General features: G+C 67.9%; 15 protein-coding genes. 5 read left to right on the top strand and 10 right to left on the bottom strand.

Annotated elements, in window-relative coordinates; translation table 11 throughout:
• Positions 1-3: 3 nt before the first annotated feature.
• The gene (locus G370_RS0117730; protein ID WP_032955505.1) at positions 4-2,349 is read left to right on the top strand and encodes a phosphomannomutase/phosphoglucomutase; all 2,346 of its coding nucleotides are present in this window, start codon (positions 4-6) and stop codon (positions 2,347-2,349) included.
• Positions 2,350-2,664: 315 nt separating this feature from the next.
• On the opposite strand, the gene G370_RS0117720 is transcribed toward G370_RS0117730, so the two are convergent.
• The 8 genes from G370_RS0117720 to pyrE form a co-directional block, all read right to left on the bottom strand.
• The gene (locus G370_RS0117720; protein WP_019661786.1) at positions 2,665-3,378 is read right to left on the bottom strand and encodes a response regulator transcription factor; all 714 of its coding nucleotides are present in this window, start codon (positions 3,376-3,378) and stop codon (positions 2,665-2,667) included.
• Complete coding sequence (locus G370_RS0117715; RefSeq protein WP_019661785.1) at positions 3,359-6,019, bottom strand: sensor histidine kinase; 2,661 nt, start codon at positions 6,017-6,019, stop codon at positions 3,359-3,361. The genes G370_RS0117720 and G370_RS0117715 overlap by 20 nt, the downstream gene beginning before the upstream one ends.
• 51 nt (positions 6,020-6,070) lie before the next feature.
• Positions 6,071-6,721, bottom strand: a complete 651-nt coding sequence (kdpC, locus tag G370_RS0117710) for a potassium-transporting ATPase subunit KdpC (protein WP_019661784.1) — start codon at positions 6,719-6,721, stop codon at positions 6,071-6,073.
• Complete coding sequence (gene kdpB / locus G370_RS0117705; RefSeq protein WP_019661783.1) at positions 6,718-8,775, bottom strand: potassium-transporting ATPase subunit KdpB; 2,058 nt, start codon at positions 8,773-8,775, stop codon at positions 6,718-6,720. The genes kdpC and kdpB overlap by 4 nt, the downstream gene beginning before the upstream one ends.
• A 10-nt stretch (positions 8,776-8,785) precedes the next feature.
• Complete coding sequence (kdpA, locus tag G370_RS0117700; protein ID WP_019661782.1) at positions 8,786-10,495, bottom strand: potassium-transporting ATPase subunit KdpA; 1,710 nt, start codon at positions 10,493-10,495, stop codon at positions 8,786-8,788.
• A gap of 12 nt (positions 10,496-10,507) precedes the next feature.
• Positions 10,508-10,600, bottom strand: coding sequence for a potassium-transporting ATPase subunit F (locus G370_RS0117695; RefSeq protein WP_005407770.1), 93 nt, complete (start codon positions 10,598-10,600; stop codon positions 10,508-10,510).
• 174 nt (positions 10,601-10,774) lie between these two features.
• On the bottom strand, positions 10,775-11,437 hold the full coding sequence (locus G370_RS0117690) for a hypothetical protein (RefSeq protein ID WP_019661781.1): 663 nt from the start codon (positions 11,435-11,437) through the stop codon (positions 10,775-10,777).
• A gap of 18 nt (positions 11,438-11,455) precedes the next feature.
• Positions 11,456-12,115: an orotate phosphoribosyltransferase gene (pyrE, locus tag G370_RS0117685; protein WP_005420471.1), complete on the bottom strand. Its 660-nt coding sequence runs from the start codon at positions 12,113-12,115 to the stop codon at positions 11,456-11,458.
• Between the two features lie 162 nt (positions 12,116-12,277).
• Here pyrE and G370_RS0117680 point away from each other — a divergent pair, with 162 nt between their 5' ends.
• From G370_RS0117680 to G370_RS0117670, 3 genes are all read left to right on the top strand, one after another.
• Complete coding sequence (locus tag G370_RS0117680) at positions 12,278-13,078, top strand: exodeoxyribonuclease III (RefSeq protein WP_005420469.1); 801 nt, start codon at positions 12,278-12,280, stop codon at positions 13,076-13,078.
• Entirely contained in the window at positions 13,075-14,448 is a 1,374-nt protein-coding gene (locus G370_RS0117675; RefSeq protein ID WP_019661780.1) for an AmpG family muropeptide MFS transporter, read from the top strand. Before G370_RS0117680 ends, G370_RS0117675 begins: the two co-directional genes overlap by 4 nt.
• 77 nt (positions 14,449-14,525) lie before the next feature.
• A complete protein-coding gene (locus G370_RS0117670) occupies positions 14,526-14,756 on the top strand; it encodes a hypothetical protein (protein WP_005407775.1) in 231 nt (76 codons plus the stop codon).
• A gap of 79 nt (positions 14,757-14,835) precedes the next feature.
• Here G370_RS0117670 and G370_RS0117665 read toward each other — a convergent pair whose 3' ends face one another.
• On the bottom strand, positions 14,836-15,963 hold the full coding sequence (locus tag G370_RS0117665; RefSeq protein WP_026347230.1) for an anhydro-N-acetylmuramic acid kinase: 1,128 nt from the start codon (positions 15,961-15,963) through the stop codon (positions 14,836-14,838).
• A 65-nt stretch (positions 15,964-16,028) separates the two neighbouring features.
• Positions 16,029-17,501: a M23 family metallopeptidase gene (locus G370_RS0117660; RefSeq protein ID WP_019661778.1), complete on the bottom strand. Its 1,473-nt coding sequence runs from the start codon at positions 17,499-17,501 to the stop codon at positions 16,029-16,031.
• A 167-nt stretch (positions 17,502-17,668) separates the two neighbouring features.
• On the opposite strand from G370_RS0117660, the gene tyrS reads away from it, so the two are divergent.
• Positions 17,669-18,880 carry a tyrosine--tRNA ligase gene (tyrS, locus tag G370_RS0117655; protein WP_019661777.1) on the top strand — a complete coding sequence of 404 codons (1,212 nt, stop codon included), beginning with the start codon at positions 17,669-17,671 and terminating at the stop codon, positions 18,878-18,880.
• Positions 18,881-19,450: the final 570 nt, after the last annotated feature.

The raw sequence follows: 19,450 nt of genomic DNA, 5'->3' as shown, positions 1-19,450 counted from the left end.
TCGATGAGCGGCATCGGGGAAGGACAGCGGGGACGGTCGTTGGGACGCAGTGCACCACTACTGGGGGTGCTGCTGGTCCTGCTGGCCGGCTGGTTCGGATGGAGCGCGGTGCAGCAATGGCGCCAGGAGGCCAACGGCCAGGCGCTGGAAGCTGCGCGCGACCAGGCTGTGCAGGGCCTGCAGGAGGCCGCCGCCGGCCAGCTGAAGCAGCTGCAGCAGCAGCTGAAGAACGAGCGCGTGCAGCAGGCGCTGCAGGCCGGCGATGCCGCTGCGGCGGCACTCGCGGTCCGCGAGAGCTGGACCGGCGTCGAGCATGCTGAAGTGCTGACCGCCGATCTGGCCAATGCCTACGCCGACCCGGCCACGTTCGGCTATGCCCGCCTGGCGTTGCTGGAAGGAGCGCTTGCCGAGGCCGGCCCCAGCCTGCGCGTGGTCCGCGATGGGGGTGGCAATCGTCTTGGCCTGGCGGCACCGGTGCCGCTGGGCAGCCTGGGCCCGGCAGTGCTCTACGTGCGCCAGCCATTGCTGCGCCTGACCTCGCCGCTGGACCAGGTGAGTGCGCCATCGGCCGGTTTCCTTGGCCTGCGCCAAGGCGCGCATGACCTCGTCGCCCTGGGCGATGCCAGCCTGGCCGAAAGTGCCGAAGTCCTGGCGCGGCCGATCCCGGGTACCCCGTTGCGGCTGGTGGCCGCGGTACCCAATATCGAACCCGGTCCGCTGGGCCTGGGTTCGCTGGCCAGCGCCATCGTTGCGCTGCTGCTGGCGTTCATCGCCGTACTGCTGGTGGTGGGTCGCGGCCGCCTGCCGAAGACGCTGCCGCTGCCGCGGCGTGCGGCCGTGGCGGAAGCGGATCATGGCCCGACCCTGAGCGAGAGCCTGCAGATGGCGCCGCCGCCGGTGGCCGGGGCCAGCACCACTGAAAGTGCACCGCCGCCCCCGCCGCCGGTTCCGGCCGAGGAACTGGCGGCCGGTATCTTCCGCGCCTACGACATCCGCGGCGTGGTGGGCAGCCAACTGACGCCGAAGACCGCCGCGCTGATCGGCCAGGCCATCGGTACCGTGGCACTGGAGCAGGGCCTGCGCGAGGTGGTGATCGGTCGCGATGGCCGCCTGTCCGGCCCGGAACTGGCCGCAGGATTGGCCGAGGGCCTGCGCCGCGCCGGTTGTGCGGTGATCGACATCGGCCTGGCGCCGACTCCGGTGGTGTACTACGCCGCCTTCCACCTGCGTACCGGCACCTGCGTGGCGGTGACCGGCAGTCATAACCCGCCCGAGTACAACGGTTTCAAGGTTGTCATCGGCGGCGAGACGCTGTCCGGCGATGCCATCACCGATCTCTACGCGCGCATCGTCGAGGGCCGCCTGGTACAGGCTGCGGAGCCGGGCGATTACCAGCAGCGCGATGTCAGTGCCGACTACATCCAGCGCATCGCCGACGACGTGCAGCTGGACCGTCCGCTGAAGGTCGTGGCCGATGCCGGCAACGGCGTGGCCGGCGCACTGGCACCGCAACTGCTGGAAGCCATCGGTGCTGAAGTCATTCCGCTTTACTGCGATGTCGACGGTACCTTCCCCAACCATCATCCCGACCCGAGCGAACCGGCCAACCTGGAAGACCTGGTGCAGACGGTCAAGCGCTTCGGGGCCGACCTCGGCGTCGCCTTCGATGGCGATGGCGACCGGTTGGGCGTGGTCAGTGCTGACGGCAAAATCATCTATGCCGACCGCCTGCTGATGCTGTTCGCCGCCGACGTGCTGATGCGCAACCCCGGCGCGATGGTGATCTACGACGTGAAGTGCACCGGCAAGCTGTCCGACCACGTGCTGCGCAATGGTGGCAGCCCGCTGATGTGGAAGACCGGGCATTCGCTGATGAAGGCGAAGATGCGCGAGACCGATGCCGAACTGGCTGGCGAGATGAGCGGCCACTTCTTCTTCAAGGAGCGCTGGTTCGGTTTCGACGATGGCCTGTATGCGGCGGCGCGCCTGCTGGAGATCCTGGCCCAGCGCGAGGAGACCCCGGACGAGGTACTGGCCGAGCTGCCGGAGATGGTGGCCACGCCGGAACTGAAGGTGCCGGTGGCCGACGGCACGCCGCATGCGCTGGTGGCAATGCTGGTGGCGGCGGCGCAGTCGCCGGACAACCCGTATGTCGGCGGCCGACTGTCGACCATCGACGGCCTGCGCGTGGACTTCCCCGATGGCTGGGGCCTGGTGCGGGCCTCCAACACCACGCCGGTGCTGGTGCTGCGCTTCGAGGGCAACGACGAGGCCGCACTGGAACGCATCCAGGCGCTGTTCCGCAGCCAGCTGCAGCCGGTGCTGGGCGACACCCCGCTGGGGTTCTGAGGTGGGGCCGGGCGGCGCCCGGCACCCGCCGAATCAACGTCAACGTCAAAGGCCGGCTATCCGTAGGATGCGGGGTGGGTCCGGTTACGGGGGACGCTGCAAGTACGTCCATGTAAGCTCGGTCGCCGCATCCATGCGGCTCACGCCCCCGCAACCGGGCCCACCCCGCCTTCGACAGATTCCCGCGATCTGTCCGAACCGCATGAACTGCTCTTGGTAGGTGTCGACCTTGGTCGACACAGCAGAGATCCACGCCATGCGTGGATGCTCTTCCGCATTTGCTTTGGTAGGTGCCGACCGTTGGTCGGCACACCCTCACCCCTTGAACCGCAATCCCACGCCCGGCTCGGTGAACAGGTAGCGCGAATCCAGCGCTGAATCACCCAGCTTGTGCCGCAATTTGCCGACCAGGATGCGCAGGTAGTGGGTGTCGTGCTGGTGGGTCGGCCCCCAGATCTCCTGCAGGATCTGCGGCTGGGTCACCACCCGGCCCGCGTTGCGCAGCAGCAGTGACAGCAGCGCGTATTCCTTGCGGGTCAGCGCCACCGGTTCACCCTCCAGGGCCACTTCGCGGCGCACCAGATCCACGTGCAGGTGGCCATCGTCAAAAATCGGTGGCGTGCCATCACTCGGCACGCTGCGCGTGCGCAGCAGCGCCCGCACCCGCGCCATCAGCTCCTGCGTACCGAACGGCTTGGTCACGTAGTCGTTGGCGCCGGTATCCAGCGCGCGTACCTTCTCGGCTTCGCCGGCGCGCACGGTCAGCATGATCACCGGCACCTGGCTCCACTGCCGCAGTTGCTCCAGCACCTCATGGCCTTCCATGTCCGGCAGGCCGATGTCCAGGATCACCAGGTCCATGTCCTCGCTGGCGGCCAGCTGCAGGCCTTCCTGGCCTGTGGCAGCCTGCCGCACCTGGTAGCCCTGCGCGCGCAGGCTGATGTCCAGGAACCGGCGGATCTGGGTTTCATCATCGATCACCAGCACGCGCGCGGCCGGCGCGCTGGCTTCAATCGGGGTCGGGCTCATCGTGGGAGGCTGGCTTGAGCAGGGGCAGGGTGATGCGGATCAGGGTACCGCGACCGTCGCGTCCGGGCAGCGCCTGCACGCTGCCGCCATGCGCACCGATCATGCCCTGGCAGATGGTCAGGCCCAGGCCGGTGCCGTGGCGGCCGCGGTCGCCGCGCTCGACGCTGTAGAACATGTCGAAGATGCGCGCGCGTTCGTCGTCGGGAATGCCGGGGCCGGCATCGATCACGTCGATGCGCAGCTGGCCGTCCAGTTCGCGCGCCTGCACCTGCACGGCGGCATCGGGCGGCGAGAACTTGGCCGCGTTCTCCATCACGTTGAACACCGCCTGCTCGACCAGCGCCGGGTGCACCCAGATCGGCGCCAGCGCGGCCGGGATGTCCAGTTCCAGCCGCACCTTCGGCTGGTAGCGCTGCAGGCGCCGCGCCGCCGAGCCGATCAGTTCGTCCACGCCGATCCAGTCGCGGTTGATTTTCAGCCCTTCGTGGCCGAGGCGGGTCATGTCCAGCAGGTTCTGGATGTAGCGATCCAGCCGTTCGCCTTCTATCAGTATGGTGTCCAGCAGAGCACGGCGATCGGCCGTATCCATCGCCGCGCCATAGCTGGCCAGGCTGTCGGCCGAACCGATCATCGCCGCCAGCGGCGAGCGCAGGTCGTGCGACACCGAAGAGAGCAGGGCCGAGCGCAGCCGCTCGGTTTCGTTGCTGACATGCGCCTGCTCCAGTTCGGCCACCAGGCGGGTGCGCAATGCGGCCTGCGCGATGTCATCCACCATCGCCTCGGCCAGCTGCCGTTGTTCGGGCAGCAGGCGCGCCTGCGCGCCGGGCAGGTACAGGCCAGCCACGCCGATGGCGCGGTCTTCGCCATCCAGCAGGGGCAGGAACCACCACTGCGCACCGGCCAGGGTGTCGGTGAAGCGGCCGCTGGGCTGGCCGTGGCGCAGGGCCCAGTCGGCGGCGGCCAGATCGGTATCGCCCGGCTGCGAACGGCCACCGGTTGCGGTATCGGCGCCGATCCGCAGCCACGCAGGTACGTCCATGGCCTGTTCCAGTGCGTGCCGACCCGCCTGTGCCACCTCGCCATTGCCGGCCGCACTGGCCAGCTGCCGCCCCAGCTGCTGGCGCGCACGCGCATGCCGGTTGGCCGCACGCAGCGCGATGACCTGCATGCGCAGGCGCGAGGCCAGGCGCCCGGCCACCAGTGCCGCGGCCAGGAACAGGAACACGGTGATCACACCCTGGCGTGCACCGATGGCGAAGGTGAAGCGGGGCGCGATGAACAGGAAGTTGTAGGCGAGGAAGCACAGGATCGCCGCCATCACCGCCACGCTGGCGCGTGTGCGTGCGGCCACCAGCACCACCGCCACGATGAACACCATCGACAGGTCGGCCATGCCCACCCAGTGTTCGGCCAGCCACGCCACCGCACAGGCCAGTGCGGTGGCGACCAGTGCCTGCACCGGTTCATGGCTGATGCCGCGCATCGGCGGCAGCAGGCCCTCGCGGCGCGAGCGCGCACGTGCCTGCGGGGTGCTGATGATGGTGATCTCGTAGTGCGCGCCGCGCTGGATCAGCTGCTGGGTCAGGGTGCGGTTGAACATCCGCGCCAGCGGCCGTTCGCGGGTCCGGCCCAGCACCAGGGTCGATACGCCATTGTGCGCGGCATGGTCGAGCAGGGCATCGGCGATGCTCGATCCGTGCAGCAGTTCGGCGTCGCCGCCCAGGCGCCGTGCCAGCGCGAAGGCAGCATCGATCTCGCGCCGGGTCGCCTCGTCCTGGCGTCGCCCTTGCACGGTCACCACCGTCCACGGTGCGTCGCGCCGCTCGGCGATGCGCCTCGCCACGCGCACCAGGTATTCACTCTGGCCGCCGCCATCAATGGCCACCAGCACGCCGCGACGCAGCGGCAGGTTGCTCTCGCCGCGTGCGGCGCGTGCTTCGCGCAGGCTGCTGTCGACGCGGTCGGCAGCTTCCTGCATGGCCAGTTCGCGCAGCGCGGTCAGGTTGGCCGGCGAGAAGAATGCCTGCAGTGCCTGCGCGGCCTGTTCGGGCACATAGACCTTGCCCTGCTGCAGGCGAGCGATCAGTTCGCGCGGCGGCAGATCGACCAGCACGATGTCGTGCAGGCGGTCGAGCACGCCATCCGGCACGGTCTCGCTGACGCGCACGCCGGTGATGCGCATCACCACATCGTTGAGGCTTTCCAGATGCTGGATGTTGACCGTGGTCCAGACGTCGATGCCGGCGTCCAGCAGCTCCATCACATCCTGCCAGCGCCGCTCATGGCGGCTGCCCGGCGCGTTGCGATGGGCCAGTTCATCCACCAGCACCAGCGCTGGATGCCGTGCCAGCACGGCATCCAGGTCCATCTCCTGCAGGGTGTGGCCGTGGTAGGCCACTTCCTTCAGCGGCAGCTGCGGCAGGCCCTCCAGCAGGGCCTGGGTGTCGGCGCGGCCATGGGTTTCCACCAGCCCCACCACCAGGTCCACGCCGCGGCGCAGCTGTTCCTGCGCGCGGGTCAGCATGGTGTAGGTCTTGCCTACGCCTGGCGCCGCGCCGAGGAACACGGTCAGCTTGCCGCCGGCTTCGCGTTGCAGGCCTTCAACCAGGGCATCAGCCTGGCGGGTACGTGCATCAGTCATGGGCGCCGCTGTCATGGCCAGCATTGTGCGCGCAGGCGGTGCAGGCCGGCATCACGGCGTCTTGGCCGCATGGTCCAGCGCGAAGTTCAGCGTCACCACATTCACCCGTGGCTGCCCGAACAGGCCCCACTGGCGCCCTTCGGTATGCGCCTGCACCAGTGCCTGCACGCGCTCCACCGGCAGGCCACGGGCACGCGCCACGCGTGCTACCTGCAGCTGCGCCGCCGCCGGCGACAGCTGCGGATCCAGTCCGCCGCCGGACTGGGTGACCAGGTCAGCCGGAACCTGCGCTGGCGCGACACCTTCCCGTGCAGCCACCGCCGCGGTGCTGGCTGCGACGCGCTCGGCCAGCGCGGGGTTGCTGCGCGCCATGTTGGAACCGGCCGCGGCCATCGGGTCGTAGTTGGCGGCCGACGGGCGCGCCTGGAAGTAGCCGTCACCGGTGAACCGCTGCGACAGCCATGCCGAGCCGCGTACCTGGCCGTTGCCATCGCGCAGCAGGCTGCCCTCGGCCTGGGTCGGGTAAGCCAGGCCGGCGAAACCGGTGGCGATACCGGCGTAGACCGCGCCGGCCAGCAGCAGCGTGGCCAGGCCCAGGCCGATCGCCGGGCGCCAGCTTGCGCCATCCTGCAGGCTGGCCACGCGGGCCTCGGCCTTCTGTTCGCGGGGAAGGGAAGACGAAGTGGAAACAGTACGGTTCATGCGCCGAATACCAGGACAAGAAGGAGGTCGATCGCCTTGATTGCCGCGAACGGCAGCAGCACGCCGCCGAGGCCGTACACCAGCATGTTCCGGCGCAGCAGCGCCGTTGCGGTGGCCGGGCGGAAGCGCACGCCACGCAGGGCGAGCGGAATCAGGGCGGGAATCACCAGGGCGTTGAAGATCAGCGCCGCCAGCACGGCGTTGCGCGGGCTCGACAGCTGCATCACGTTCAGTGCGGCCATGGTCGGAACGGCAGCGGCAAACAGCGCCGGCAGGATCGCGAAGTACTTGGACACGTCGTTGGCCAGCGAGAAGGTGGTCAGCGCACCGCGGGTGATCAGCTGCTGCTTGCCCACTTCCACGACCGCCAGCAGCTTGGCCGGGTCTGAATCGAGGTCGACCATGTTGCCGGCCTCCTTCGCCGCCTGCGTGCCGGAGTTCATCGCCAGGCCGATGTCGGCCTGGGCCAGCGCGGGAGCATCGTTGGTGCCATCGCCCACCATCGCCACCAGGCGGCCACCGGCCTGTTCCTGGCGGATGCGTGCCAGCTTGTCTTCCGGACGGGCCTCGGCGATGTAGTCGTCGACGCCGGCCTCGGCAGCGATCGCGGCGGCGGTCATCGGGTTGTCGCCGGTGATCATCACCGTGCGGATGCCCATCGCTCGCAGCTGCGCGAACTTCTCGCGCATGCCGTGCTTGACCACGTCCGACAGCTCGATCACGCCCAGCACGTGGCGACCCTCGGCCACCACCAGCGGGGTGGCGCCGTTGCGTGCCACCTGCTCGACGCGACCGGCCAGCTCGGCGGGCACGTTGCCGCCCAGCGCCTGCACGTGGGCGCGGATCGCATCGGCGGCGCCCTTGCGGATCTGCCGTCCATGTTCCAGGTCGACGCCGGACATCCGGGTCTGGGCAGTAAAGGCCAGGTACTCGGCACGGTCCGGCTCGGCGGTGGCGCAGCCCTGTTCGCGCGCCAGGCGCACGATCGACTTTCCTTCCGGGGTCGGGTCGGCCAGCGAAGACAGCAGCGCCGCTTCGCGCAGCTGGCTGGCGTCGATGCCGGCCAGCGGATGGAAATGGCTGGCCTGGCGGTCGCCGTAGGTGATGGTGCCGGTCTTGTCCAGCAGCAGCACATCCACGTCTCCAGCGACTTCCACCGCCTTGCCCGACTTGGCCAGCACGTTGGCGGCCAACGCACGGTTCATGCCGGCGATGCCGATGGCCGGCAGCAGCCCGCCGATGGTGGTCGGGATCAGGCAGACCAGCAGCGCGATCAGCAGCAGCGGATCGACCTGCACGCCTACCGCCGCGCCGATCGCCGGCAGCGTCGCCACCACCACCAGGAAGGTCAGCGTCATCGCCGCCAGCAGCAGGGTCAGCGCGATCTCGTTCGGCGTCTTCTGCCGGTTGGCACCCTCCACCAGGGCAATCATCCGGTCCAGGAAGCTGTGGCCCGGCTCGGCGGTCACCCGCACGATGATCTGGTCGGACAGCACCTTGGTGCCGCCGATCACGCCGGAACGGTCGGTACCGGCCTCGCGCAGCACCGGCGCGGACTCGCCGGTCACCGCCGCCTCGTTGATGGTGGCCAGGCCCTGCACGATCTCGCCATCGGCCGGCACCAGCTCACCGGCACTGACGATCACATGGTCGCCCGGGCGCAGCTCGGCGGCAGGTACTTGGGTTTCCGCAGCCCCCGGCTGCGGTGCGGCCAGGCGGCGCGCCACCAGGTCCTGGCGCGCGCGGCGCAGCGATGCTGCCTGGCCACGGCCACGTGCTTCGGCCACCGCTTCGGCGAAGTTGCCGAACAGCACGGTCACCAGCAGGATCGCGGTCACCGCCAGGCCAAAGCCCAGCGGCGCATTGCCGGTCAGGGTGACGATCGCGGCAACGATCGTACCGGCCATCACCACCGCCATTACCGGGCTGCGCACCAGGTGCATCGGCGACAGCTTGCGCACCGCCTCGATCAACGCACGGCGCAGGCCGGCGCCATCAAGCAGCGCAGGGCGCGGGGCAAGGGAACTACGGGTGGAACTTGCGTGGGTACTCATCGGGGTGTCCTCAGTGCAGTCCCAGGCTGAGGTGGTCGGCGATCGGGCCGAGTACCAGCGCCGGCATGAACTGCAGCACGGTCAGGATGACGATCACCGAGACCAGGGTCAGGGCGAAGGTCGGGGTTTCGATCTGCAGGCTGCCGGCAGACTCCGGCGCCTGGCGCTTGGCGGCCAGCTGTGCGGCCACCACCAGCGGGATGATCAGCAGCGGGAAGCGGCCCAGCAGCAGCACCAGCGAGCAGCTCAGGTTCCACCACAGCGTGGCGTCGCCCAGCCCCTCGAAGCCCGAGCCGTTGTTGGCGTAGGCCGAGACGTACTCGTAGAACACCTGGCTGATGCCATGGAAGCCAGGGTTGGAGGTACCGGCCAGCCCGGGCACGGCCAGGGTGATCGCGGTGAACACCAGCAGGGTGATCGGCTGCAGCAACACCAGCAGGGCCAGCAGGCGTACCTGTGGCGTTTCCAGTTTGCGGCCGAACAGTTCCGGCGTACGCCCGGTCATCAACCCGGCCAGGAACACGCCCAGCAGCAGGTACACGATGAACTGCTGCAGGCCACAGCCGATGCCACCCCAGATCGCGCTGACCAGCATGTTGACCATCGCGATGCCGCCACTCAGCGGCGCCAGCGAGTCATGCATGCCGTTGACCGAGCCGTTGGAAACCTGGGTGGTCACCGCGGCCCACAGCGCCGTGCCGTCGGCGCCGAAGCGCACCTCCTTGCCTTCCATCAGCAGCGGCGTGGCGGCGCTGGCGCCATGCCCTTCACTCCACATCATCGCGCCGGTGGACAGCAGCGACATGCCCAGCATGCAGCTGAACACCAGGGCGCCGAACCGGCGCCGGCCGGTGAACGCACCGATCATGAAGATCACCGCCATCGGCACCAGCAGGATGCCGACGATCTCCAGCGCGTTCGACAGCGGGGTGGGGTTCTCCAGCGGGAAGCTGCTGTTCGGGCCGTACCAGCCGCCACCGTTGGCGCCAAGCTGCTTTGCCGCGACCATCGCTGCCACCGGGCCCAGCGGCAGTTTCTGCTGGGCCATGCCGGCGCTGGCATCGATCGGCGAGGCCTGCGGGCCACCGGCCATCGTCGAGGGCACGCCCTGGCTGGTCAGCAGCAGCGTCCACACCAGGCACAGCGGCAACAGGAAGCGCACGCACAGGCGCACCACATCCACATAGTAGTTGCCCACCGCCACTTGGCGGTCGTCGCCGGCACCGGTGGCCGCCGCAGCCTGCGGCGCGCGCGAGAACAACGCGCGCAGCGTGGCCACCGCCAGCGCCAGGCCCATCATCGGCGTCACCACCTGCAGGCCGGTGATGCCGGTCATCTGCGAGAGGTAGGACAGCTGCGCCTGGCCCGAATAGTGCTGCTGGTTGGTGTTGGTCAGGAACGAGATCATCGTATGCAGCGCGGTGTCCCAGCGCATGTTCGGGATCTGGTCCGGATTCAGCGGCAGCCAGGCCTGGGTCATGAACACGGCCTGGGTCAGTACCGCGACCACCACGTTGCTCAGCACGAAGGCCAGCACGTAGCCGCGCCAGGACATCGAGCGCGATGGATCGACGCCGAACACCCCGTACAGCGGCTTCTCGATCCAGTGGAACAGCACGTCCACCCTCATCGGCGTGCCACGCATCACGCGGGCCAGGTACAGGCCCAGCGGCCACGCCAGCAGCAGGCTGGCGGCAATAATCACAAGCATCTCAGTCATGGCCGGCTCCGCTCAGAACGACTCGGGCCGCAGCACGACATAAAGAAGATAGGCGGCGGCGACCAGCACCAGCACGCCACACAACAACGACAGCCAGGGGGACATTGCAATAGCGTCCTGGTGGAACCCCTCCACCTCAGGCCGCCATCGTCGTCCTGCCGCCCATAAACGCACTACGCGCCGGACCGGGCCGACGCGTAAAGAGTGCATAAATTCCGTGGGCCAACCCGTAACCCGGCCACGGGTAGCGCCGGGCCATGCCCGGCGGCAGGAGCGTCGTCAGCCTGCCGGGGCAGCCGGCGCCACGCCCTTCAGCTCGCGATAGCGCTGCAGGGTGCTTTCAATTTCGGCCTTCAACGCCTGCTGCTGCTGCAGGAACCCGGCCTGCAGGCGCTGCTGCGCCTGCAGCTGCACATGCCGCTGGCGGATCGCCTCGGCCTGCTTGTCGGCCACCTTGCCACCGGCCAGTTCGCGGTCACCGGCGGCCGACAGCAGCGCCACCAGCGATTCGCGCAGGCTGGTGACGTTGTACTCGGCTGTCTTCAGGTTGTTGTCCAGCACTTCCTGGCGTTCGGCGAACACCCGGCGCAGGTCGTCCTCGCTGCCATAGGTGGTCAGCATCGCCTGCTCGGTGCGCTGGCGGGTCTGCGCAGCCATCAGGTCCAGCTGCTGCTGCGCGGCCACCGTGCTGGCGGCGGCACGCTCTTCGTCGGTCAACGCGCGCTGGACCTGCGCATTGCGCAGGCCGCTCTTCGCGTTGAACTCTTCGCGGGCGTGATTGACCGCATCGGCCGGCAGCGAATCACTGCAGATCCGCTCCTTGCCCTCGTTCCAGCAGTACAGCTTCTTCTCCACCTTGTCGACACCCCGCGACTGCGCCGGCAGCGTGAACGGCATGGCCAGCAGCAGGCCGGCAAGGAGAACAGCAGGAACTCGGGACATGACCTTTCCCCTGGTCGGTCAGCGGATCGAACGAACGCCGTACTGGGCCCGGTAGGCTTCCAGCGGCTGACGGTAACCCACAAGTTCCGGGTTGCCGGAGGCGAAATCAAGCAGATCGGCCAGCGATGCCACGGCAATCACCGGAATGCCGGCTTCCTCGGCCACCGACTGCGCCGCCGAACGGCGATCGGTTTCCGAAGCGATCTCCTGGCGGTCAAGCGCCACCACGATGCCGGCCGGGGTGCCACCGGCGGCGCGGATGATGCCCAGCGCTTCGCGGATCGCGGTACCGGCGGTGATCACGTCATCGACGATCAGCACGCGCTTGCCATTCATGTCCGCGCCGATCAGCTGGCCGCCTTCGCCATGGTCCTTGGCTTCCTTGCGGTTGAACGACAGCGGCAGGTCACGGCCACGCTGGGCCAGCTCGCAGGCCATCGCGGTGGCCAGCGGAATGCCCTTGTAGGCCGGGCCGAACACCACGTCGTACTTGATCCCGCTGGCATCGATGGCATCGGCGTAGCAGGCGCCGAGCTGCGACAGCAGCGAGCCGGAGTCGAAACGACCGGCATTGAAGAAATAGGGGCTCAGCCGGCCGGACTTGAGGGTGAACTGGCCGAAGCGCAGGGCATCGGCGGTCAGGGCCAGCTGCAGGAAACGGTGGCGGTGGTCGCTCATCAAAACTCGATTCATCTTCATTTGGAGCACAAATCCTAATCCAGCTGGGCGTTTCGCGCTCGTCCGGACCCGTGTGAAGGGCGTCGCGGCCTGGCCGGGCAGACTGCGCAGCCCCGTGGGCAACCGGTATGCTTGCCCGGTTTCCTGTCGTAGGTCCCTTGCATGCGCATCATCAGTTTCAACGCCAATGGCATCCGTTCCGCCGCGACCAAGGGCTTCCTCGACTGGTTCCGTGCCCAGGACGCCGACGTCCTGTGCATCCAGGAGACCAAGGCCCAGGAAGACCAGCTGACCGACCCGATGTTCCGTCCGGACGGGCACCACTGCTTCTATCGCGATGCCATCACCAAGAAGGGCTACAGCGGCGTGGCGATCTACAGCAAGCGCGAACCGGACCAGGTCATCACCTCGCTGGGCTGGGCCCCGTTCGACGACGAAGGCCGCTATATCGAGGCACGCTACGGCAACCTCAGCGTGGTCTCCTTCTACATCCCGTCCGGCAGCTCGGGCGACCTGCGCCAGGGCTTCAAGTTCGAAGTGATGGAATGGCTGCGGCCGATCCTGGAGGAGTGGGCGCGCAGCGGCCGCGACTACGTGCTGTGCGGCGACTGGAACATCGTGCGTTCGGCGCTGGACATCAAGAACTGGAAGTCCAACCAGAAGAATTCCGGCTGCCTGCCGGAGGAGCGCGACTGGCTCAACGCCCTGTGCGCCGACCATGGCCAGGCCACCGATGTCGCCGCCGGCCGTGGCTGGGCCGATGCCTACCGCCTGCTCAACCCCACCGGCGAGGATTACACTTGGTGGAGCAACCGCGGCGCCGCCCGTGCCAACAATGTCGGTTGGCGTATCGACTACCAGTTCATCACCCCGGGCCTGCGCGACAAACTGCGTAGCTGTTCGATCTACCGCGACGAGCGCTTCTCCGACCACGCCCCGTTCACCGTGGACTACGACCTGTGACCGAGGCCGCCAAGCCGCGCCGACCGTGGCAGCAGGTGTTGTCCAACCTGAGCCAGCGCAAGGTGCTGGCGATGCTGCTGCTCGGTTTCAGTTCGGGCCTGCCCATCTATCTGGTGGGCAACACGCTCGGCTTCTGGATGCGCAAGGAAGGCATCGAGCTGAGCACGATCGGTTTCCTGTCATGGGTCGGGTTGGCCTACACCATGAAGTTCCTGTGGGCGCCGATCGTCGACAAGACCGACGTGCCTCTGTTCGGTCGTTTCGGCCGCCGCCGCGGCTGGATGCTGCTGTCGCAGCTGGTCGTGGTGGTGGGGCTGGTCGGCATGGCACTGGTCCAGCCCAAGGGCGGCCAGATCCAGTTCCTGGGTGTCGACTGGCAGCACATCGTCGTATTCGGCGTGATGGCCGTGATCGTGGCGTTTGCTTCGGCCACCCAGGACATCGTCATCGATGCCTGGCGCATCGAAAGCGCTGACAACAGCGAGCAGCTCGGCCTGCTGACCTCATCCTCGGCGCTGGGCTACCGCACTGCCTTGCTGGTCACCGATGCGCTGATCCTGATCATCGCGGCCCGTGTCGGCTGGCAGGTCTCCTACGAGATCATGGCCGTGCTGATGGCGCTTGGCGTGGTGGCCGTGCTCATGGCCCGCGAGCCCGCGCGGGAAGTGGCTGCCGTGCAGGCACAGGCGACCTCGCTGTGGACGCCACGCGGTCTGTTCGACGCCGTGGCCGGGCCGTTCATCGCCTTCGTCCGCGAACACCGCAGCGGCGCGATCCTGATCCTGGTGGCCATCAGCATCTATCGCATGGCCGACTTCGTCATGGGGCCGATGGCCAACCCCTTCTATGTCGATCTCGGCCTGGACGAGGACACCGTGGGCGCCGTGCGTGGCTCGGTGGGCCTGGTCGCGACCTTCGTCGGCATTGCTGCGGCGGGCCTGGTTTCGGTGCGCTGGGGCGTGCTGGCGGCGCTGATGGTGGGCGCCGTGCTGGGGCCGGCCTCCAACCTGGCGTTTGCCTGGCTGGCCTATTCCGGCCCGGACACAACCCATTTCGCCGTGGCCATGGCCATCGACAACTTCGCCAGCGGTTTCGCCGGTACGGCGCTGATCGCCTATATGTCCAGCCTGACCAGCATCGGATACACGGCAACCCAGTACGCGCTGCTGAGCTCGTTCTACGCGATGCCCGGCAAGGCGCTCAAGGGGCTCTCGGGGTGGTCGGTACAGGCGCTCGCACAAGGCCGGACGCTGCTGGAAGGCTACGCGCTGTTCTTCGTCGGTACCGCGCTGGTGGCGATCCCGGTGGTGATCCTGTGCGCCCTGCTGATCCTGCAGCAGCGTCGTCGCCAGGCCGCCAGCTCGACCTGATTGCCTGCCCGTCCGGTCTGCGGGATCATCGCCCCGACGCGCCGAGGGGGCGGTGCCTTGCGAACGGGGAAGCGAGCATGGCCGACGTTGTGCTGCGGGACCTGGACCCGCTGCTGCTGGAACGCATCAAACGCGTCGCGGTCGCCCGCGGCTGGACTCACGAACAGACCTGCGCCGCCTTGCTGGAGCAGGGCCTGTTCAGCAGTGAACTGGAGGTCCGCTCCGGCTTCGGCGATCCCGAAGTGGACGCACTCTCCGACGCCATCGCCGCCCTGCAGGCCCTGCCGGCAGGGCAGGGCTTCGATTAGCGGCCGCGCCGCAATGCTGTAGAGCCGAGCCCACGCGCGGCTGCCCGGTAGAGCCACGCCATGCGTGTATGGCGCCACCTCACGCCAGGTGGATCGCCCCCAGGATCCGCGGCCCCTTGGCCCCGGTCACGCTCGGCAGGTTGCCGGCCAGTCCCTCCATGGTCCGCTGCGCCAGCCACGCAAAACCCATCGCCTCCACGTATTCCGGGTCCAGCCCGTGTACCGCGCTGGACTCCACCTGCACTCCCGGCAGCCGCGCCGCCAGGCGCGTCATCAGCTGCCGGTTGCGTACCCCGCCGCCACAGACCAGCAGGCGCCGGGTCTGCGGCTGCTGCGTCAGCAGCGCATCGGCCACGGTTGCCACGGTCAGCTCCAGCAGGGTGGCCTGCACATCGGCGGCGGCGTACTGGCCTTCCCCCATGTGCGCCTCGGCCCAGGTCAGGTGGAACTGCTCGCGCCCGGTGCTCTTCGGCGGCGGCAGCGCGAACCACGGGTCCGAACGCCAGCCGGCAAGCAGGCCCTCGTCCACCGCGCCGCTGGCGGCGTAGGCGCCGTCGGCATCAAAGGTGCGGCCGGTATGGCGCTGGCACCAGGCATCCATCAACGCGTTGGCCGGGCCGGTATCGAAGCCACGCACCGCACCTTCGCGCGGGATCAGGGTCAGGTTGGCGATGCCGCCCAGGTTGAGCACCGCGCGGTCCTCATCGGCGGTGCCCAGCATGCCCAGGTGAAAGGCCGGCATCAGCGGTGCGCCATGGCCACCGGCTGCCAGGTCGCGGCGGCGGAAGTCGGACACCGTGGTGATTCCGGTCAGCTCGGCGATGCGGTTGCCGTCGCCCAGCTGCACGGTGAACGCCGGATCGGCCAGCGGGCGGTGGCGCACGGTCTGGCCGTGCGAGCCGATCGCGCGCACCTGGCTGCGGTCCACGCCGGCTTCGGCCAGCAGCTGGTTGGCCGACTCGGCGAAGTTGATCGCGATGCGCGCATCCAGCTCGCCGAGCTCCTCCAGCGAGTCCAGCGGGCCGCCTTCACCCAGCGCCACCAGCCGCGCACGCAGCACCTGCTCCCAGCGGGCGGTCAGCCCGTGCACGAAGCGGCAGCCTCCGCCAGCGGGGAACTGCACCAGCGCGGCATCGATGCCGTCGGCGCTGGTGCCCGACATCAGGCCAAGGTACAGGGGGGCGTCAGCGTCGGCAGTCGTGTTCATGGCGGGCATAAAAAAAGGACGCGGCAAGCTTGGGCTGCCGCGTCCTTCTTCGTCAACGCAGGGGTTCAGCCGCGCTTGCGGCCGGTCGCCTGCTTGTCCTTGGCGCTGGCCACCTCGGGGGCGGCCTCGTCGCGGCTGGTCGGTGCCGGGCTGGCGTCGGCGTAGATCAGCTTCTCCATGCCCTGGATGCGGGCCATCGCCGGTGCGGTCTGCGCGCGGAAGGCGACCAGCTCGGCGCCCTTCAGCGGCTCCGGCGGCGGCATGGTCACGGTCAGCGGATTGCGGTGCTCGCCGTTGACGCGGAATTCGTAGTGCAGATGCGGGCCGGTGGCCAGGCCGGTCGAGCCGACATAGCCGATCACCGTGCCCTGGGCCACGCGCTGGCCGGTCTTGATGTTCGCAAAGCGCGACATGTGCCCGTACAGGGTGGTATGGCCGCGGCCGTGATCGAGGATCACCACGTTGCCATAGCCGCGCTGCACGCCGGCGAACTGCACGCGGGCGTCGCCGGCGGCCATGATCGGGGTGCCGGTGCGCGCGGCGTAGTCCACCCCCTTGTGCATGCGCATCTTGCCCAGCACCGGGTGCTTGCGCGCGCCGAAGGTCGAGCTCAGCCGCGCGAACGGAATCGGCATGCGGATGAAGCTCTTCTTCAACGAACGGCCGTTGATGTCGTAGTACTCGGCCTTGCCGTTGCGGTCGAAACGGAAGCCGGAATAGGTCTTGCCGCCGGTGGTGAAGGTCGCCGCCAGGATCTTGCTGGTGTCCACCTTCTCGCCTTCGCGCCAGGTTTCATCCATCACCACGCTGAAGCGGTCGCCCGGCTGCAGGTCCTTGGAGAAGTCGATGTCGTACTTGAAGATCTCGTCGGTCATCGTCGCGATCGCCGAGGGCGACAGCCCGGCCCGCCGGGCCGCGGCATACAGCGAACTGGTGATCTCGCCGCTGGTGACCACGGTGCGCGTGGAGGTCTCGCGTCGGGTCACCTTCTCCTTGATGTCATCGCCAACCAGGCTCAGTTCCACCCGGTTGTCGGCATCGCGGTCGAAACGGATGCTGCGCAGGTCGCCGGACAGCGGCATGTCGAAGGCTATCTCGGCACCGGGGCGCAGCTTGGTCAGCGCCTCGCGCGCCCCCGGGTGGTCCAGTACCCGGTGCAGGGTGGTGGCCGGAATGCCGGCCTTGTCGAACAGGTCGCTCAGGGTCTGGCCACGCTGCACGCGCAGCACCTGCCAGCTGTCGCCCGGCACCTGCTGCTGGCGGGCCATGGTCAGCGGCGGCAACGGCAGTGCCAGGCTGGTATGGCTGTCGGCAAAGGGGGCGTCGATGGTGTGCGAGAAGCCCGGCACGATCGTCGCCACCAGGGCGCCGATGGTGGCAAACAGGCTGGCATGCACCCAGTGGCGGCGGGTCCAGCGCTCATTGAAGGCCGCGGGAAGGTGTTGCCTGAGCTTCCGATGCAGGACGTTGTCGTGCAGGACGTGGAGGCGTTCCTGGAAGCGCTGCTTGCGTGCGCGCCCTTGTTCGGAGTTGTGCATCGGCGGTTCTTTCCTTGCAGCCCGGGAGCGCGGGCCTGATCGCCGGTTACCATAGACACCTGATAAAAGCGCGTCAAACCCTTGTGCCCATTGGCTTTTGTGAAGCCAATCGGGTTAACTTTGCTTTAACACCCCACACAAGAATCGGCGTTGCCGGGAGTAGTCACGTGTCCTCGATTGAAGAAGCCCTTGCCCTGATCGGCCGCGGTGCCGACGAGATCCTCAAGCTCGAGGATCTGCGTGCGCGCCTGCAGGAAGGCCGCCCGCTACGGATCAAGGCCGGCTTCGACCCCACCGCCCCCGACCTGCACCTGGGCCATACGGTGCTGCTGAACAAGATGCGCCAGTTCCAGGACCTCGGCCACCAGGTCATTTTCCTGATCGGCGACTTCACCGGCATGATCGGCGACCCTTCCGGCAAGAGCCTGACCCGCAAGCCGCTCAGCCGCGACGATGTGCTGGCCAACGCCCGCACCTACGAGGAGCAGGTCTTCAAGGTGCTGGACCGCAGCCGTACCGAAGTCCGCTTCAACTCGGAGTGGTTCGGCAAGATGGGCGCGGCCGACATGATCCGTCTGGCCGGCCAGCACACCGTGGCGCGCATGCTCGAGCGCGACGATTTCGCCAAGCGCTATGCCGCCCAGCAGTCCATCGCCATCCATGAGTTCCTGTACCCGCTGGTGCAGGGCTACGACTCGGTGGCCCTGGAGGCCGACGTCGAACTCGGCGGCACCGACCAGAAGTTCAACCTGCTGATGGGCCGTGGCCTGCAGGAACACCACGGCCAGAAGCCGCAGGTGGTGCTGACCATGCCGCTGCTGGAAGGCCTGGACGGCGTCAACAAGATGTCCAAGTCGCTGGGCAACTACATTGGCATCAGCGAGCCGGCCATCGACATCGTCACCAAGACAATGAAGGTGGACGACGCCCTGATGTGGCGCTGGATCGAGCTGCTGTCCTTCGACATCAGCCAGGCCGAGGCCGTGCAGCTGCGCGAGCAGGTGGCCAATGGCGGCCTGAACCCGCGCGTGGTCAAGCTGCGCCTGGCGCGTGAACTGGCCACCCGCTTCCATGACGCCGCGGCGGCCGAACAGGCGATCGCCGGTTGGGAAGCGGCGGTGACCGGGCAGGGCGACATCACCCAGCTGCCGCTGCAGGAGGTGGCGATTCCGGCCGATGGCCTGCGCATCGCCGCGTTGCTGACCGCGGCCGGCCTGACTCCGAGCAACTCCGAAGCGAACCGCAAGCTCAAGGAGCGTGCGGTGAAGGTGGATGGCGAAGTGGTCGAAGACGGCCAGCAGGTGCTGCAGCCGGGCTTCGAAGGCCTGCTGCAGGTAGGCAAGCGCACCTTCGCCCGCGTACGCCTGATCGCTGCCTGACATCAAGGAAGGGCCGGCGCCAGCCGGCCCTTCCTTATGCTCTTGTAGAGCCAAGCCCACGCTCGGCTGCTCTTCACGGGTTCGTACCGCAGCGCGGCGCATGAACAGATGCAACATCCGGTGAAAAAAATCGCCACACCCCCTTCACAAATGATGGGAATGGGGACATACTTCTCCTCCCCCGTCGCAGGGGTCGCCACCAAGGGGCTTCAGCGACAACAGGGCGCCCACCACCGCCGAACGAGATGATCGAACGAAGGTGTTGACGGACTGAAAAAGTCTGGCATAATGGGCGGCTCGCTACGAAGGAAACTTCGCAGCACACGGGAACGGCGCTGAGGCCACTTCCCCGGATCTTTGAAAGTATGCGCAGGTATCTTGTGAAGGCGCCTGCAGGAAGGATGATTGTCCATCTTGCAGACGTTTGATCAAGCAACTATTAATTGTTTTAAAGCAAGCGATACGTTGCCAGCATCAATCATCTGCAGCTTTAAATTTTGATCTTCGGATCATGTAGTTTTAAGTGAAGAGTTTGATCCTGGCTCAGAGTGAACGCTGGCGGTAGGCCTA

Origin of the sequence: Stenotrophomonas hibiscicola ATCC 19867 (assembly GCF_000382065.1) — a bacterium.
GTDB classification, from domain to species: Bacteria; Pseudomonadota; Gammaproteobacteria; order Xanthomonadales; family Xanthomonadaceae; genus Stenotrophomonas; species Stenotrophomonas hibiscicola.
The sequence above is the reverse complement of the archived record's forward strand: the minus strand, read 5'-3'. Positions and strand labels throughout refer to the sequence as shown.